The following is a 15,156-nucleotide window of genomic DNA, read 5'->3' on the forward strand; positions in this document are numbered from 1 at the left end:
CATGATCTCCCTTGTCCCAAGACTAATATACGGACAGGCCGTATCGAAATGATGAATCTGTGTGGTTGGTGTGAGGCAGATGGTTCAAGACGATGGCTTCCGATACGTGAATTCCGCATCGAACAGCGGCTTGCTGCCGTCGTCAACAAGTGTCCCCTTGCCGTCGACGAGTCCCACCGTCCGATAAAAGCATGAACGCCGGCCGGTGTGACAGGTTGCGTCGTGGCCCAACACTTTGACGCGCAGCCACAATGCATCCTGATCGCAGTCGGTGCGCATCTCGACGACATGCTGGAAATTGCCCGAGGTTTCGCCCTTCTTCCAAAGCGCGTTGCGCGAGCGCGACCAATAGTGGGCGATGCCGGTTTCCAGTGTCAGCGCCAAGGCTTGCGCATTCATATGCGCGACCATCAGCAGCATGCCGTCTTGGGCATCGGTGACGACGACGGTGACAAGGCCGGCGGCGTCGAAGCGCGGCGAAAACACCGCGCCTTCCTCCAGGGCTTTCTTGTCTGATGGAGTTTTGGGAAATTCCAGTGCCGACATCGCCGGTGTATCTTCCTGTTTGACCATGATCTTACCCGAAAACCGGTCCGCGTTTTTCAGGATCATGGCCTAGCGATATCGGCCTAGACGTTATGCCCCGCCGCCGCGAACCATGGTGACGAAACGAACCTGCTCCTCGGGCGTGTCCTTGAAAACGCCGGTGAAGGTGGAGGTGAGCGTGGTGGAGCCCTGCTTGCGGATGCCGCGCATGGCCATGCACATGTGCTCGGCCTCGATCATGACGGCGACGCCGCGCGGGTTGAGCACATCCTGGATGACGCCGGCGATCTGCGCGGTCAGCGCTTCCTGCGTCTGCAGGCGATGGGCGAAGATATCGACGACCCGCGCGATCTTGGACAGGCCGACGACCTTGCCATCCGGCAGATAGCCGACATGCGCCTTGCCGATGATCGGCACCATGTGGTGCTCGCAATGCGAATGGAACTGGATATCCTTGACGATGACGAGATCGTCGTAGCCGGCGACCTCCTCGAAGGTGCGGCCGAGTTCATCGGCCGGGCACATGTCGTAGCCGCCGAACATTTCGCGGTAGGCCTTGGCCACGCGCTTGGGTGTGTCGATCAGCCCCTCGCGGTCCGGATTGTCGCCGGTCCAGCGCAGCAATGTGCGCACGGCGGCCTCGACCTCGGCCTCGCTCGGCCGGTCGGTGACCGGCTTTTCCATGTAGACGGACTGGGGCATGAGTTTCTTGATGACGGCATCCATAAAAGGCGTCTCCCGTAGTTCCTCTCCAAGGAGGAACGAGTTGAACGGACCACGACCTTTCGGTGTCGGAAACTCGCCCCGTTTCCAGCCCCGTAAGCGGCGTGAACTTCCCGGCCAGGACAGCGGCGCTCATCGCCTTGTCGTTACCGGACTGCCAGCATTATATAAGGTCGTAGCGAGCGAAAGGAAGACGCAGCAGCGGCAATCGCTGTTCGCTTGGCGGCGACGGATTGGAAAATAATGATCAACGATGTCTACAACGCGAAAATTCTCGGTTTTGCCGGAAACATCGCCCGCATCGGCCGGCTCGAGCATCCGGACGCGACCGCCAAGGCGCATTCCAAGCTGTGCGGTTCGACCGTTACCGTCGATCTCAAGATGGAGGACGGCGTGGTCACCGACTTTGCCCATGACGTGAAGGCCTGCGCGCTCGGCCAGGCGTCGTCCTCGATCATGGCGCAGCATGTCGTCGGCGCGAGCGCCGAGGAATTGCGCACGGTGCGCGACGCCATGCTGAAGATGCTGAAAGAGAATGGCGCGCCGCCGGAAGGGCGCTTCGCCGACCTCAAATATTTGGAGCCGGTGCGCGACTACAAGGCACGGCACGCCTCGACCATGCTGACCTTTGACGCCGTGGTCGACGCCATCGGCCAAATCGAGAAGAAGCGCGCCGAACAGGCGGCCTGATCTTGCCATTTCCCGTTCTGACGATGCGCGGACTTCGCGGCAGCCCGCGACACCGACCCTTTCATGGCCTGGTGTTCGTCTGGAGCCTTGCCGGCGCACTCATGTCAGGCTGTGGCTCGAGCCGGGCCGACGTGGCAGTCACGCGGGATATCCACGACTATCTCATGAAGGCTATCCAGACCTGTTGGGCAGTGCCTGCAAATGCCACGAGTGTTGCGCGCGTCCGGATCAGCCTGAACAAGGACGGCTCTCTCGCCGGTCCGCCAAAAATCCTCGATCCTGTCACACCACAGCCGGACAAGGTCGCCAAGGCTGCCGTCCGGGCCATCAAGCGTTGTGCGCCGTTTCCCGGCCTGACGTCCTATGCGGCGCACTACGATCTGTGGCGCGAGGTCGTCCTCACATTCCACCCGGCACAGGACACGTCGGGCGGGCGTCCAGCAGTCGGGGTAAACGACATCGACAAGCTTCTCGATAAATACAAGAACGCAAAGTAGCGGGAGCCCCGGCCCGGAAACCGGCTTAGACCTTTGCTTCCAATGTCCGTCTGCTTGAGGCAAATTCACTTCGGATCCAGTCGGCGAACGCTGCGGCCGGCTCGGAAAGCTCCTTCAAGCTCCTGGCCACCAGCCAGTAGCCGCCGGACGCAACGTCGATGTCGAACGGCTTGACCAGCGCGCCGGTTTCGAGCTCGTTGCCGATCTGCAAGAGATCGCCCAACGCCACGCCATGTCCGAGCAGGGCGGCCTGCTTTGAAAGCGATATATCCGCCAGCATCGGCCCGCGCGCGGGCACGGCATCGGCCGGCACGCCGGCGGCTTCGAACCAGCGCGTCCAGCCCTGGCGATTCTCCTCATGCAAAAGTGTGTAGCGGGCAAGGTCGATCGGCTTTTCGAGGGGAGGGCCCGAGGCGAGCAGCGCCGGCGACAAAACCGGTGAATCGACTGTGGAGGCAAGCCGCTCCGCCTGGTTGCGCGGCCACGAGGTCGCCTTTGCGCTGAAGCGCAAGGCAAGCTCGGGCTGATCGCTGCGGAATTCGATCAGCCTGGCATCGACTTCGAGGGACACGTCGATATCGGGCCGCAACTGGCGAAACCGGTTGAGCCGAGGCACCAGCCAGACGGAGGCAAGCGACGGCTCGACGCTGACGCGAACCACGGATTGCGCGGGGGCGGCGACCAATTCCGAAAGCAGTTTGTCGATGTCGTCGAAACTCCTGACCAGTTGGGCGAGCAGCCGGCGGCCGGTGTCGGTCAGTTCGACGCGGCGATGGTGACGTTCGAACAAGGGCTGGCGCAGGAAGGTTTCAAGTTCGCGGATCTGGCGGCTGATCGCCGCCTGGGAAACGAAAAGCTCCTCTGCGGCCTTGCTGAAGCTCAGGTGCCGGCCCGCCGCCTCGAAACTTCTCAATGCAGTCAACGGCAGCCGCCCGCGCTTCATTCGCATAACCCAAGATTATCCGAAGTGGAAATTATACTCGTTTGAAGGCCAAGGCCAGCGGCGATCTAATCGCGTCAAAGGAGACAGACCATGATCCAGTTCCTGAGCATCCTTGGCGATGTCATGCGGATCGCAACATTCCAATGGTGTGACGAAAGCCACCATGCAAAGTGCGGCGAGGAGCCTGTCCGCAACGGCCGCTGGGCGCCTCCGGTTGACAGGCTGCCGTCTCGTCGCTCGCGCCCATGACAGCACAGGGGGGCAAGGGGCAGGGATTGCGTTCTCCCGACGAAGCTCACATCTATCGCACGGGAAACGCGATACGGAGACTGCGGTGCACGACCCGCACGGGCATGCCCATACTGTCAGACCGCCGGGGCGAGGGCGCAACTGGCCCGGCCCGTGGCGCAAGACGCCTGGCCGTCTCGTCGGCACTTCGCTCGTGCGTCTCTACCAGCTGACGCTGTCCGGCTTTGTCGGCAATTCCTGCCGGCATCTGCCGACCTGTTCCGAATACGCGCATGAGGCGATCGCCCGCCACGGCCTGTGGGCCGGCGGCTGGATGGGGTTTTTCAGGGTGCTGCGCTGCGGGCCGTTCGGCACGCACGGTGTCGACCTCGTGCCGGAGTTGCTGGCGGATCGCTACGTCTGGTTCATGCCGTGGCGATACTGGCGGATCGGCAAGAAGCGTGGCGAAGCAAAGGGCTGATCGCACCTGACGGGTTTTGCGCGGGCGTCTCGTTCTTTACGAACTGGTAGGGTTAACGCCAGCCTGCACAACAACTGCGCATTTGAGACAAAATCGAGACAAGAGACCTCGCTAAGCCCGCTCGCGAACACCCTTCTGGAGCGAGCATCAATGCGTAACATCGACCGTCTTCCCTTTATCCTGGCTGGAGTCCTCTTCCTGCTCGCCTGGTTGCTGGGGTTCCCGATGCGCGCGCAATCGGCGCCGCTTGGGGATGTGCAGTGCACCCTCATTGCCGATGCGGCGAGCGGCAAGGTGCTTTACCAGGACGGCACCTGCGACCAGCGGTTCAGCCCGGCCTCGACGTTCAAGGTGCCGCTTTCGCTGATCGGCTATGACGCCGGCATCCTGGGCGACGAGCACACGCCGAGCTGGGACTACAAGCCAGAGTTCGCGGCCGTGAAGCGGGACCAGAAGACAGTCGACCCGACGATCTGGGAGAAGGATTCGATCCTCTGGTATTCGCGTGAAATCACTCGCAAGCTTGGACCCGAGAGCTTTGCCGGCTATGTCTCGAAACTCGACTATGGCAACAAAGACGTTTCCGGCAATCCCGGCAAGAATGACGGGCTTACCCATTCCTGGGTCAACTCCTCGCTCAAGATCACGCCGGTCGAGCAGGTCGATTTCCTGCGCAAGCTGCTGGCGCGCAAATTGCCGGTCTCGGCCAAGGCCTACGACATGACGTCAGCCATCATCCCGACGTTCCAGGCCGGAGGCTGGACGGTGCAAGGCAAGACCGGCAGCACAAGGCTGGCCAGTGATGCCGACAAGATCAGGGACAAGCGTTCGCTCGGCTGGTTCGTCGGCTGGGCGAAAAAGGACGGCCAGCAGATCGTCTTTGCCCGCCTTGTTGTCGATGCCACCCGCACCGATATGCCAAAAGGCCTCAAAACGCGGGGGGCGTTTCTGAAAGACCTGCCGCTGCTGGTGAAGTAGGTCGCTCAGATGCTCCGGCGCGCGCGGATGATGTGGCCGCCGGAATTGTTCGTCATTTCCTTCGGGGCCTCGGAAAAACGGGCGGCGATATCGCCGCTCTCGATATCTTCAATCTCGTCGAAGCCGAGCTCGCCCATGGATTTCGCCAGCTCGGCCGGCACGAAGAAGCTGATCCATGGCTCCCCGACAGACGCGACGCGGGCCGCATGGAAGGCCAGCGCCGCCTGTCCCGCCGCGCTGCGGTTCGCAGCCGGTTCGCTGTAGTCGAACACGACCTCCGAGCCGGGGACACTGGCTATCCAGGACAAGGTTTTGAAGATCGCTTCCTTCGTCAGGTAGGGAACGACCCCCAGCCAGATGAAGAAGCTCGGCGCGGTCGACTGCAAGCCGGCCGCGGCCAGTTCCGCAGACAGGCTTTGCCGCTCGAAATCGACCGGCACGAATCTGGTGGCGGCTGGCTCGGCGAGACCGTTGTCGGCAATGCATTTGCGTTTCCAGGCTTGCGTGGCCGGGTGATCGACTTCGAACACGCCGAGGTCGGGATACGGATTGCGCAGCGAAAACGTATCGAGGCCGGCGCCAAGCACGACGAGTTGCCGGACACCGCGACGCACCGCCGCCGCCAGCCAGTCCTCGGCGAAGCGGGCGCGCGCTGCCACGAACAGGCGCATGCGCCGGCGGCGCTCGTCTTCCTGTTCAAGCTCGCGCGCCGCGGGAGCGGCTTCACCCAGAATCGCGATCGCGTAGGGATCGCGAAACAACCCTGCCTGCGGTGAAAATTGATGCAGAGCCCTCATGCGGGCGACGCCAAGGGCGGTTCGGCTGGGTGTTGCGTTTTCCATATCGGCAATTCCAGACGATTGCGGGGATGTTCGCAAGCCTGGGCGGAGGGCTGCGACATCACTGCCGACATTTCCTGACGGCCGGCCAGTCAGCACTCTTTACCTGGCCCGGCACTGCCTCTAAAACCCGCGCGCTGCCGTTTGTCCATGTGATTGGCGCATCCGGCTTTATCTTGTGTATGTCGTAACCCCAGGACCATCATACATTTTTGGGTGACATGCATTTCAACCACCCGCGCTCGTTTGCGGGACTGGATAGGAGAACCATATGCTGAATTCCGTTTCCCTGACATTTCCCGATGGCTCCGTCCGCGACTACGACGCGGCGATGACCGGTGCCGGCCTTGCCGAATCGATCTCGAAGTCGCTGGCCAAGAAGGCCGTCGCCTACGCTATTGACGGCACCGTGCGTGACCTCAGCGACCCGCTCGGCAAGTCCGGCAAGGTCGAGATCATCACCCGCGACGATGCGCGCGCTCTCGAGCTTATCCGCCACGACACAGCGCACGTGCTGGCGGAGGCCGTGCAGGAATTGTGGCCGGGAACGCAGGTGACCATTGGTCCGGTGATCGAGAACGGATTCTATTACGACTTCGCCCGCAACGAGCCGTTCACACCGGACGACTTTCCGGTGATCGAGAAGAAGATGCGCGAGATCATCGCGCGCAACAAGCCGTTCACCAAGGAAGTCTGGTCGCGCGACAAGGCGAAAAAGGTCTTCGCCGACAAGGGCGAGCGCTACAAGCTGGAATTGATCGACGCCATTGCCGAGGATCAGGACCTCAAGATCTATGCCCAGGGCGACTGGTTCGATCTCTGCCGTGGCCCGCACATGGCCTCGACCGGCCAGATCGGCAACGCATTCAAGCTGATGAAGGTGGCCGGTGCCTATTGGCGCGGCGATTCGAACAACCCGATGCTGACGCGCATCTACGGCACGGCCTGGGCCGACCAGGCGCAGCTCGAAGCCTACCAGACGATGCTGGAGGAGGCCGAGAAGCGCGACCACCGCAAGCTCGGGCGGGAGATGGACCTCTTCCATTTCCAGGAAGAGGGGCCGGGTGTTGTCTTCTGGCACGCCAAGGGCTGGAAGATGTTCCAGAACCTGGTCAATTACATGCGACGCCGCCTCGACGAGCAGGGCTATCAGGAGGTCAACGCGCCGCAGGTGCTCGACAAGAGCCTGTGGGAAACGTCGGGCCATTGGGGCTGGTATCGCGACGCCATGTTCAAGGTGACGGTTGCCGGCGACGAAACCGACGACGACCGCGTCTTCGCGCTGAAGCCGATGAACTGCCCTGGCCACGTGCAGATTTTCAAGCATGGGTTGAAGTCTTATCGCGATCTGCCCGTAAAACTTGCGGAATTCGGCAATGTGCATCGCTACGAACCGTCGGGCGCGCTGCATGGGCTCATGCGTGTGCGCGGCTTCACGCAGGATGATGCGCATATCTTCTGCACCGAGGAGCAGCTGGCGTCGGAATGCCTGCGCATCAACGATTTGATCCTGTCGACCTATGCTGATTTCGGTTTCGACGAAATCAGCGTCAAGCTGTCGACGCGGCCGGACAAGCGCGTCGGCACCGACGAGGCCTGGGATCATGCCGAGGCGATCATGGGCAGCGTGCTGGAGACGATCAGGACGCGGTCCGGCAACCGGATCAAGACCTCGATCAATCCGGGCGAGGGCGCCTTCTATGGGCCGAAGTTCGAATATGTGTTGAAGGACGCCATCGGCCGCGAATGGCAATGCGGCACCACGCAGGTCGATTTCAACCTGCCGGAACGCTTTGGCGCCTTCTATATCGGCTCGGATTCGGAGAAGAAGCAGCCGGTCATGGTGCACCGCGCCATCTGCGGTTCGATGGAGCGCTTCCTCGGCATCCTGATCGAGAATTATTCCGGCCATTTCCCGCTGTGGTTCGCGCCGCTACAGGTGGTGGTGGCAACGATCACATCGGAGGCGGACAGCTACGCGACCGAGGTGGTGGCAAAGCTGAAGGCCGCCGGTCTGCTGGCGGAAGCCGATCTGCGCAACGAGAAGATCAACTACAAGGTCCGCGAACACTCGCTGGCCAAGGTGCCGGTCATCCTCGTGTGCGGCAAACGCGAGGCGGAGGAACAGACGGTCAACATCCGCCGGCTCGGCTCGCGCGACCAGGAATCGCTTGGCCTTGCCGAGGCGATCGCGCAACTGACCGAAGAGGCCGTTACGCCGGACCGCAGGCGCAAACGCGCGGCCTGATCCGTTAGTTCCCAGGAATGGCGGTGGAGCGATCCACCGCCATTTTCATATCCCTGTCACGCCAACCTTGTAACGAGCCCTCATGCTCAAGCTGAAGACGCGCGAAAAACCGTTTCCCGAGCTTTCCTATGCCAATCCGCGACAGCCGGCGCTGACGCGCTGGGTCATCCATTCCATCGAAGGCCTGTCGGGGCGCGACCGCTATGCCGCGCTCTATGATTTCTGGCGCCGCCAGGTGGTGCCATCAGGCGAGCGCGTGTTCAGCCGCATGCTCGACCTGATCGACGTGCGGATCCGCACCGCCGACCAATGGCCGCCCGCACCATTGCCGGACACACCGCTGGTGATCGTGGCCAACCATCCGTTCGGCATTGGCGACGGCATTGCCGTGCTGTCGCTGGCGGAGCAGTTGGGGCGGCCGTTCCGGGTGATGATCCACAAGGATCTGCTCAAGATCCGCGAGATGGAGCCCTATTCGCTGCCGATCGACTTTTCCGAGACCAAGGAAGCGCTGAAGAACAACATGGCCGTGCGCCACGAGGCGGTACGGCTGCTGAAGGAGGGTGTCACCATCGTGGTGTTCCCCGCCGGTGGTGTCGCCACCGCGCCGAAAGGCTTTGGCCGGGCGCGCGACCTGCCATGGAAGATGTTTCCGGCGCGTCTGGTGCAGGATGCCAAGGCGTCCGTCATTCCGATGCATTTCTCCGGACAGAATGGCAGGCTGTTCCATCTGGTCAGCGGGCCGATGAACATGGCCGAGCGCGATGGCCGCGTGGCCAAATTCGTCGGCAAGGCTTCGCTGACGCTGCGCCTTTCGATGCTCATCCACGAATTCGCGCGGCTGTCCGGCAAGGCGATCGACGTGCGCGTCGGCGACGTTCTGAGCTGGAGCGAACTGGGGCCGCTGCGCGACCGCAAGGCATTGCTCGACCGGCTTTACCGCGGTGTGTTCGACCTGGCACCGCAGGTGCCGCGCCGCCGGATTCCCTTCCTGCCCGCGCGGACCAAGCTGGCCGCCTGAAAGCTAGAGAATTCGCAGCGGAGGCTAGTCCGCGCCTTCTTCGGGGTCCATGGCCGCCGCTTCGGTCGCCAGAACCTCGATTTCCTGGTTCTGCCCGGCCACGACCGTGAAATCCTTCTGATAGATGCGGTCGCGGTTCTTGGCGATGATGGTGTAGTCGCCCTCGGCAAGCACCATCGAGGCGAAGGCACCGACGGTCTCCTTGATCGGATCGCCGGATTCGTTCAGCAGCGACCATGACGTGTCGGCGATGGCCTCGCCACCGGCTTCGCGCACCAGCTTCATGGTGATCTCGGCGGCATGATGCTCGACAGTGGCTTCCGTCAGCTTGCCGGCCTCGACGCGAATGTCGGAGCGGATCACCGCATTGACCGCACCGTAGGTCGAGACGACATGGTAGATGCCGGCATTGAGCCGCACGACGCTGTTGGGTTCGACATCGGGAATGATCAGCGCGCGGTCGCCATTGGCCTCGGCGGTGCCCTCATAGATCGAGAAGCGCAGTTTTTTCGGGGGAATGCGCACGCCGCCGGACAGGACCGCATCGAGCTTCAGGCCACCGGCGTCGAGCACCAGGCTTTCGCGCTTGGCTTCCTTGCCGACAGTGATGCGCTTGGTGGCGCCGGCGCGGCCATAGGAGGCATGGACCAGATAGCTGCCGGGTTCGAGCTGGAAGACGGCGCTGCCGCCATGCGCGGAGGCGACCATCGGCAATTTGCCGTTGACGGCTTCGGGCTTGAAGACACGCCAGACGAGGCCGCGGGTGATATCGGTGCCCTTGTCGGTCAGCTGCGCCGACAAAGTGATGGCGCCACCGCCGCCGAGCGCCAGCGGGGCTTCGCTCTTTGGCGTCGCGTAGCTCGAAATTCCGGGGAGTTTCAGGTCGCTGACGCCGTCCTTTTCCTGCCCAGCAGCCAGGGAGACCGGCAGCAGGAACAGCGCGGCGCAGAGCCAGACCAGGAAAAGACGCAGTCGCCCCTCAAACATGCCTTGCGTTGAAGCCCATGGCGGTGGCAATTTCAAGGCTTAAGAGTCCGATCGATAGACTCTTCAGCCGGCGCTTGCGCGCCTTTGCCCGAGCCGCCCGAATTCCCGATGGTGCGCTTCAGCTCAAAACAGAGTGTTCAGGAGACTTGCGCCCATGGCGTCGCCGATCATCGACTTCCTGCTGACCCGAACTTCAGCGCCGATTCCGGACCTCAAGGAGCCGGCGCCGAGCGACGCCGATATCGCAACGATGATCGCCGCCGCCACGCGCGTGCCTGACCATGGCCGGCTCGAGCCCTGGCGCTTCATCCTCTATCGCGGCGATGCCCGCATCGAGATCGGCAGGAAGCTGGCGACGCTTGCCGAACAGCGGGAAGGGCCGCTGCCCGAGGGCCGCCGCAACCAGGAACTGGCGCGCTTCTCCCGCGCGCCGCTGGTGATCGGCGTGGTGTCGGTGCCGAAAGAGAACCCCAAGATCCCGCAATGGGAGATGTTCCTGTCCGGCGGCATGGCGGCGATGAACCTTATGATCGCAGCCAATGCGCTGGGATATGGCACCAACATGATCAGCAACTGGTATTCCGACGTGGCGGAGGGCAGGGCGATCCTCGGACTGGCGCCGCAGGAGCGCGTCGTCGGTTTCATCCATATCGGCTCCTATGCCGGCCCGGCGCCGGAGCGGCCACGGCCCGATCCGGCAAAGCTCTATGCCGACTACTCAGGAGCCTGGGCAGGCTGAATGTTCTACGAGCCGCCCAAGGGACACGGGCTGCCGCACGATCCGTCGAAGGCGATCGTGGCGCCGCGGCCGATCGGCTGGATATCGACGCTGAACGGGGCAGGCGAGATCAACCTGGCGCCATACTCCTTCTTCAATGCTGTTTCGACGCGGCCGTTCATCGTCTGGTTCTCCTCGGAGGGCGAGAAGGACAGCGCCACCTTTGCCCAGGAGACCGGCGAGTTCGTCGCCAATCTGGTCAGCCGCGATCTCGCGGAGAAGATGAATTATACGTCCGTCAACGCGCCGCGCGGCGTCAACGAGTTCGTCTATGCCGATCTCGCCATGGCGCCTTCGCGTCTCGTGAAGCCACCGCGCGTGGCGGCCGCGCCTGCCGCGCTGGAATGCCGGGTGACGGAGGTGTTTCGCCCGAAGGCGCTGGATGGAACGCCGACGAGCGCCGTCGTTGTCGCCGGTGAGGTGGTCGGCGTGCACATTGACGACGCCTTCCTGAAAGATGGCCTGTTCGACATCATCAAGGCTGGCAACGTGGCTCGGCTCGGCTACATGGACTACGCCTGCGTCAATGAGGTCTTCTCGATGCGCCGGCCACGCTGGGGCAAGGAGTAGGTTTCTGGACCTGGCAAGTCACCGCGCCTTGTCGGCTTTCCGTCGGGCCGTCATGACGGCTCTGATATAGCCGGGTTCCCCGATCCGAATGCTGCCGTCGGGAAGGCCGAGGATGCGGTCGAGAGCGATTTCGTAGAGCCTGACGCGTTGTTCCAGAACTTTGATCGCGACCTCCATATCGGCGTCGCTACCGCCGGTGATCGCCTTGGCGACGACATCGTGCGTGGCCAAGCCGAACTGCATGACGATATCGGCGACACCCTCCGGATCGAAGGTCCTGAAGGTGCCGTCTTCGACACCTTGCCGGATGATCTTGACCAGCAGGGGCGAAAACGACGCGTTGGCCGCCAGGTTGATGCGGTGGAAAAGCACCAGATTCTCCGGCCGGAACATCGTTTCGAAAAGAGCCCAGGCCTCCGCCGCGGTCTCGATCTTGGCCTGCCGCGACTGGCTGAGCAGGCTGTTCAGCCGGCCAAGTGGGTCGAGGCCGGGATCGTCGAGTATACCCTGGACCCCAGCCAGTGCCTGCCGCGCGAAACGGTCAGCCAAGGCTTCCAGAAGAGCCTCCTTGGAGGGGAAGTAGTGATAGAAGGCGCCCTTCGAGATGCCGGCGGAGGCAATCACGTCGTTGAGGCTCGCTCTGTCGTAGCCCTGCGTCAGGAACAGGGCCTGGGCATGGTCCAGAATGTCTTCTCGCCTGATCTCTGGATGCTTGATGACACGGGGCATGACGAAACCTTCTGCACGCGACGGCCGTTCCCGTCCAGCACGGATATCAGATAGTCCGCTTGAATTACAGACCAGTGGTCGGTATGATAGACCATTGGTCTGTTTCAGCCAATGCGGGCGAGGGGCATAACGTGGAAGGTCGATCATGATCGCGAAATTGGTGCTTCAGACATTCATCTGGTTCGGCGTCATGGGCGCCTTGCTCTTCCTGTCGGCCGGAACGCTGCATTGGCCGGGGGCGTGGGTCTATCTGATGGTGATGGTGGGGCTCAGCCTCACCATGGGCGTGGCGCTGGCGCGGCGCGATCCGGGCCTGATGAACGAGCGGCTGAGCCCTCCCATCCAGAAGAATCAGACCGCGGCCGACAAGGTCCTGCTCTCCATACTTCTCATCGGCATCTTCGGCTGGCTGAGCTTCATGGGATTGGACTTCCGTTTCGGCTGGTCGGCGGTCCCCTTCTGGGCGCAGGCGGTCGGCGCGCTGGTCCTGCTGGTCGGAATCTGGATCTGCTACCTGACCATGCTGGAGAACAGTTTCGCGGCACCCGTGGTGAAGATCCAGGACGAACGTGGACAGCGCGTGATCACCACGGGACCCTACAGCTACGTTCGTCATCCGATGTATGCCGGCGCCATCCTCTTCTTCGCCGGCACCGCACTCCTGCTTGGCTCCTGGTGGGGGCTGGTATCCGTGCTCGTGTTCATCGTTCTCCTCGCCATGCGCACCTTCATCGAGGAGAAGACCCTGCGCACCGGCCTGCGCGGCTATGACGACTACGCAACCCGGGTCCGCTACCGCCTGATCCCGATGGTCTGGTAGCCGCCGCACCAGACCGGCGCGTCAGGTTCGCCTCACGGCGGCTTCCTTGGCAGTGACCGCGAAAAACGATTCCCCTTCCTCCGAACACACGCTAAGAGAGCGGCTTCGGCGATGCGTTGGGGTTGGCGCATCGACCTTGGGGATAGTGCGGGGGCACCACTGGCATGAAGAGACGAGACACGCTGGAAACCCGGCTGCGCTACGGCTTTGACAAGAGCATGGCCGCCGGCCCGATCGCGCTGATCGGCTGGCTTGCAGTCGTTTCCCTGCTGATCATCATCGCCGCCGCGGCTTTCCTTGCCGTGACCCGCATCGCGCCGGAGGGTGGCGAGCCGCTGAATTTCTTCGAGGCGTTCTGGGAATCGCTGATGCGCACGCTCGATTCCGGGACGATGGGCGGCGACACAGGCTGGGCCTTCCGCCTCGTCATGCTGGCCGTCACGCTTGCCGGCATCTTCGTCGTATCGGCCCTCATCGGCGTGCTCAGCGCCGGCGTCGACGGCAAGCTCGACGAATTGCGCAAGGGCCGTTCTCGGGTGCTGGAGGCCGATCACACCATCATCCTCAACTGGTCGCCGTCGATCTTCGACGTCATCTCCGAACTCGTCATTGCCAATGCCAGCCGTCGCCGTCCGCGCATCGTCGTCATGGCCAATATGGACAAGGTCGCGATGGAGGATGAGATCGCGGCCAAGGTCGGCAAACTGGGCAACACGCGCATCATCTGCCGCAGCGGCGATCCGACCGATCTCTATGATCTCGCCATCGTCAATCCGCAGACCTCGCGGTCGGTCATCGTGCTGTCGCCGGACGGTGACGATCCGGATTCGCAGGTCATCAAGACGGTGCTGGCGCTGGTCAACGACCCAAGCCGGCGCACCGACCCCTACAACATCGCCGCCGAGATCCGCGACGGCAAGAATGCCGAGGTCGCCCGCGTCGTCGGCGGGTCCGAGGTGCAGCTCGTGCTGGCCGATCAGCTGATCTCGCGCATCGTCGTGCATTCGAGCCGGCAGTCGGGCCTCAGCGGCGTCTATTCGGAGCTGCTCGATTTCGACGGCTGCGAGATCTACACGACCGCGCAGCCGGAACTCACCGGCAAGACGTTCGGCGAGGCGGTGATGGCCTATGAGCATTGCGCGCTGATCGGGCTTTGCGACCAAAAGGGGCGCGTCAATCTCAACCCGCCGTCGGATACGGTGATCGGCAAGGACATGCGCGCCATCATCATCGCCGAGGACGATGCCGCGATCAGGCTCGGCAGCACCGGGATCAAGATCAATGCGGCGGCGATCCGCGGCCCCCGGCCCGTCGAGGCGAAGCCGGAGCGCACGCTGATCCTCGGCTGGAACCGGCGCGGTCCGATCATCACCTATGAACTGTCGCGCTATGTCGCGCCTGGTTCGATCCTGACCATCGCCGCCGATACGCCTGGCCTCGAGCAGGAAGTTGCCGGACTGCCGGTCGCCGGCGACAATCTGGAGGTTTCCTGCCGCATCACCGACACGTCGAGCAGCACGGCACTTTCAAGCCTAGACGTGCCTTCCTACGACCACGTGCTGGTCCTCGGCTACAGCGAAACCATGGCCGCGCAGCCGGCCGACACGCGCACGCTGGTGACACTGCTGCATCTGCGCAAGATCGCCGATGATGCCGGCCTGCACATCTCCATCGTCAGCGAGATGATCGACGTGCGCAACCGCGAGCTTGCGGCGGTGACCAAGGCCGAAGATTTCGTCGTCAGCAACCGGCTGGTCAGCCTGATGCTGGCGCAGGCGTCCGAGAACCAATATCTCGCCGCGATCTTCGATGATCTGCTCGACGAGCAGGGCTCCGAAATCTACATGCGGCCGGTCGCCGACTATGTCGCCATCGACCAGCCCTTGACCTTCTGGACGATCGCGGAATCGGCGCGGCTGCGCGGCGAGATCGCGATAGGCTACCGGCGCATCCGCGCCGGAGTTGCCGACCAGCGGGCGCTGGGCGGCGTCACCGTCAATCCCCTGAGGTCGGAAGCGCTGGCCTATCTGCCGGAGGACCGGATCATCGTGCTGGCGCGGGACTGACGAGCAAAGGCT

At 63.0% G+C, this 15,156-nt stretch carries 16 protein-coding genes; 10 read left to right on the top strand and 6 right to left on the bottom strand.

The window, feature by feature from the left end; all coding sequences use genetic code 11:
• Window positions 1-84: 84 nt before the first annotated feature.
• Both hisI and folE read right to left on the bottom strand, forming a co-directional pair.
• Window positions 85-546, bottom strand: a complete 462-nt coding sequence (hisI, locus tag CK226_RS03445) for a phosphoribosyl-AMP cyclohydrolase (RefSeq protein ID WP_095773083.1) — start codon at window positions 544-546, stop codon at window positions 85-87.
• A 90-nt stretch (window positions 547-636) separates the two neighbouring features.
• Window positions 637-1,272 (bottom strand): GTP cyclohydrolase I FolE, encoded by a 636-nt coding sequence (gene folE / locus CK226_RS03450; protein WP_095772815.1) that lies wholly within the window; start codon window positions 1,270-1,272, stop codon window positions 637-639.
• 240 nt (window positions 1,273-1,512) lie between these two features.
• Here folE and CK226_RS03455 point away from each other — a divergent pair, with 240 nt between their 5' ends.
• Both CK226_RS03455 and CK226_RS03460 read left to right on the top strand, forming a co-directional pair.
• Window positions 1,513-1,959: an iron-sulfur cluster assembly scaffold protein gene (locus CK226_RS03455; RefSeq protein ID WP_095790049.1), complete on the top strand. Its 447-nt coding sequence runs from the start codon at window positions 1,513-1,515 to the stop codon at window positions 1,957-1,959.
• A 2-nt stretch (window positions 1,960-1,961) separates the two neighbouring features.
• Window positions 1,962-2,456 carry a cell envelope integrity protein TolA gene (locus tag CK226_RS03460; protein ID WP_142887654.1) on the top strand — a complete coding sequence of 165 codons (495 nt, stop codon included), beginning with the start codon at window positions 1,962-1,964 and terminating at the stop codon, window positions 2,454-2,456.
• Between the two features lie 25 nt (window positions 2,457-2,481).
• Here CK226_RS03460 and CK226_RS03465 read toward each other — a convergent pair whose 3' ends face one another.
• Window positions 2,482-3,399: a LysR substrate-binding domain-containing protein gene (locus tag CK226_RS03465; protein WP_095772812.1), complete on the bottom strand. Its 918-nt coding sequence runs from the start codon at window positions 3,397-3,399 to the stop codon at window positions 2,482-2,484.
• A gap of 334 nt (window positions 3,400-3,733) precedes the next feature.
• On the opposite strand from CK226_RS03465, the gene yidD reads away from it, so the two are divergent.
• Window positions 3,734-4,108 carry a membrane protein insertion efficiency factor YidD gene (gene yidD, locus CK226_RS03475; protein ID WP_095772810.1) on the top strand — a complete coding sequence of 125 codons (375 nt, stop codon included), beginning with the start codon at window positions 3,734-3,736 and terminating at the stop codon, window positions 4,106-4,108.
• A 150-nt stretch (window positions 4,109-4,258) separates the two neighbouring features.
• Entirely contained in the window at window positions 4,259-5,086 is an 828-nt protein-coding gene (gene blaOXA / locus CK226_RS03480; RefSeq protein ID WP_095791005.1) for a class D beta-lactamase, read from the top strand.
• A gap of 5 nt (window positions 5,087-5,091) precedes the next feature.
• Here the strand turns inward: blaOXA and CK226_RS03485 are convergent, their stop codons facing one another.
• On the bottom strand, window positions 5,092-5,928 hold the full coding sequence (locus CK226_RS03485; RefSeq protein ID WP_095791006.1) for a class I SAM-dependent methyltransferase: 837 nt from the start codon (window positions 5,926-5,928) through the stop codon (window positions 5,092-5,094).
• A 268-nt stretch (window positions 5,929-6,196) separates the two neighbouring features.
• Here CK226_RS03485 and thrS point away from each other — a divergent pair, with 268 nt between their 5' ends.
• Both thrS and CK226_RS03495 read left to right on the top strand, forming a co-directional pair.
• Window positions 6,197-8,173, top strand: a complete 1,977-nt coding sequence (gene thrS, locus CK226_RS03490) for a threonine--tRNA ligase (RefSeq protein ID WP_095791007.1) — start codon at window positions 6,197-6,199, stop codon at window positions 8,171-8,173.
• Window positions 8,174-8,255: 82 nt separating this feature from the next.
• The gene (locus tag CK226_RS03495; RefSeq protein ID WP_095791008.1) at window positions 8,256-9,194 is read left to right on the top strand and encodes a GNAT family N-acetyltransferase; all 939 of its coding nucleotides are present in this window, start codon (window positions 8,256-8,258) and stop codon (window positions 9,192-9,194) included.
• Between the two features lie 24 nt (window positions 9,195-9,218).
• On the opposite strand, the gene CK226_RS03500 is transcribed toward CK226_RS03495, so the two are convergent.
• Window positions 9,219-10,181, bottom strand: a complete 963-nt coding sequence (locus CK226_RS03500; RefSeq protein WP_095772805.1) for a hypothetical protein — start codon at window positions 10,179-10,181, stop codon at window positions 9,219-9,221.
• A 154-nt stretch (window positions 10,182-10,335) separates the two neighbouring features.
• Here CK226_RS03500 and CK226_RS03505 point away from each other — a divergent pair, with 154 nt between their 5' ends.
• Both CK226_RS03505 and CK226_RS03510 read left to right on the top strand, forming a co-directional pair.
• Window positions 10,336-10,920, top strand: a complete 585-nt coding sequence (locus CK226_RS03505; RefSeq protein ID WP_095791009.1) for a nitroreductase — start codon at window positions 10,336-10,338, stop codon at window positions 10,918-10,920.
• Window positions 10,921-11,529: a flavin reductase family protein gene (locus CK226_RS03510; protein ID WP_095791010.1), complete on the top strand. Its 609-nt coding sequence runs from the start codon at window positions 10,921-10,923 to the stop codon at window positions 11,527-11,529.
• Window positions 11,530-11,547: 18 nt separating this feature from the next.
• Here CK226_RS03510 and CK226_RS03515 read toward each other — a convergent pair whose 3' ends face one another.
• Complete coding sequence (locus tag CK226_RS03515; RefSeq protein WP_095791011.1) at window positions 11,548-12,258, bottom strand: TetR/AcrR family transcriptional regulator; 711 nt, start codon at window positions 12,256-12,258, stop codon at window positions 11,548-11,550.
• 145 nt (window positions 12,259-12,403) lie between these two features.
• Between CK226_RS03515 and CK226_RS03520 the strand changes: the two genes are divergently transcribed.
• Window positions 12,404-13,078, top strand: coding sequence for an isoprenylcysteine carboxylmethyltransferase family protein (locus tag CK226_RS03520; RefSeq protein WP_095791012.1), 675 nt, complete (start codon window positions 12,404-12,406; stop codon window positions 13,076-13,078).
• A gap of 164 nt (window positions 13,079-13,242) precedes the next feature.
• Window positions 13,243-15,144, top strand: coding sequence for a hypothetical protein (locus tag CK226_RS03525; protein ID WP_095772800.1), 1,902 nt, complete (start codon window positions 13,243-13,245; stop codon window positions 15,142-15,144).
• Window positions 15,145-15,156 lie beyond the last annotated feature (12 nt).

The organism is Mesorhizobium sp. WSM4311 (assembly GCF_002295115.1).
Classification (GTDB): Bacteria; Pseudomonadota; Alphaproteobacteria; order Rhizobiales; family Rhizobiaceae; genus Mesorhizobium.

Bases quoted from the DNA above. Each gene is read 5' to 3' on its own strand.
- hisI (WP_095773083.1), bottom strand. From the start codon at position 546: ATGTCGGCACTGGAATTTCCCAAAACTCCATCAGACAAGAAAGCCCTG.
- CK226_RS03525 (WP_095772800.1), top strand. From the start codon at position 13,243: ATGAAGAGACGAGACACGCTGGAAACCCGGCTGCGCTACGGCTTTGAC.
- folE (WP_095772815.1), bottom strand. From the start codon at position 1,272: ATGGATGCCGTCATCAAGAAACTCATGCCCCAGTCCGTCTACATGGAA.
- CK226_RS03455 (WP_095790049.1), top strand. From the start codon at position 1,513: ATGATCAACGATGTCTACAACGCGAAAATTCTCGGTTTTGCCGGAAAC.
- CK226_RS03515 (WP_095791011.1), bottom strand. From the start codon at position 12,258: ATGCCCCGTGTCATCAAGCATCCAGAGATCAGGCGAGAAGACATTCTG.
- CK226_RS03485 (WP_095791006.1), bottom strand. From the start codon at position 5,928: ATGGAAAACGCAACACCCAGCCGAACCGCCCTTGGCGTCGCCCGCATG.
- CK226_RS03520 (WP_095791012.1), top strand. From the start codon at position 12,404: ATGATCGCGAAATTGGTGCTTCAGACATTCATCTGGTTCGGCGTCATG.
- CK226_RS03505 (WP_095791009.1), top strand. From the start codon at position 10,336: ATGGCGTCGCCGATCATCGACTTCCTGCTGACCCGAACTTCAGCGCCG.
- blaOXA (WP_095791005.1), top strand. From the start codon at position 4,259: ATGCGTAACATCGACCGTCTTCCCTTTATCCTGGCTGGAGTCCTCTTC.
- CK226_RS03495 (WP_095791008.1), top strand. From the start codon at position 8,256: ATGCTCAAGCTGAAGACGCGCGAAAAACCGTTTCCCGAGCTTTCCTAT.
- CK226_RS03465 (WP_095772812.1), bottom strand. From the start codon at position 3,399: ATGAAGCGCGGGCGGCTGCCGTTGACTGCATTGAGAAGTTTCGAGGCG.
- CK226_RS03500 (WP_095772805.1), bottom strand. From the start codon at position 10,181: ATGTTTGAGGGGCGACTGCGTCTTTTCCTGGTCTGGCTCTGCGCCGCG.
- CK226_RS03510 (WP_095791010.1), top strand. From the start codon at position 10,921: ATGTTCTACGAGCCGCCCAAGGGACACGGGCTGCCGCACGATCCGTCG.
- thrS (WP_095791007.1), top strand. From the start codon at position 6,197: ATGCTGAATTCCGTTTCCCTGACATTTCCCGATGGCTCCGTCCGCGAC.